Genomic DNA, 467 nt, shown 5'->3' on the forward strand with positions numbered 1-467 from the left:
TCGGCGAGCCGTCCGGCAAGCCGCCCTCGATGCGCGCGCCGGGTGCGCCGAAGCGGCGGGCGCGCTGAACGACACGCGTCCGGCACCCTTAACCCAGGGTTATGGGGCGGTACATCTGTTCACTTGCCGCGGTCGTTTCGGTCGGCAAGACTAAAGGCCGTTCAAGCTCACACCGGCCCCCGGGCCCTCTCGACAACTTCTTCAAGGACGGCCGGCATTCATGCGAATTTGCGTATTGGGCGCGGGCGTCGTCGGCCTGACGAGCGCCTATTGCCTCGCGCGGGAAGGGCACGACGTGACGGTGCTGGAAGCGCGCCCGGACGCCGTGCTCGACGCCAGCTTCGCGAACGGCGGACAGCTGAGCTACAGCTATGTCGCGCCGCTCGCCGATCCGGCGGTGCTCGGCAAGCTGCCCGCGTGGCTCGCGAGGCGCGACTCGGCGCTGCGCTTCGTTCCGCGGCTCGCCG

At 69.8% G+C, this 467-nt stretch carries 1 protein-coding gene; it reads left to right on the forward strand.

The window, feature by feature from the left end; translation table 11 throughout:
• Positions 1–220: 220 nt before the first annotated feature.
• The coding region (locus tag J5M67_RS28310; RefSeq protein WP_207888658.1) for an FAD-dependent oxidoreductase at positions 221–467 on the forward strand (247 nt) is incomplete at its 3' end.

Source organism: Pseudomonas sp. 30_B, from assembly GCF_017491605.1.
Classification (GTDB): Bacteria; Pseudomonadota; Gammaproteobacteria; order Pseudomonadales; family Pseudomonadaceae; genus Pseudomonas.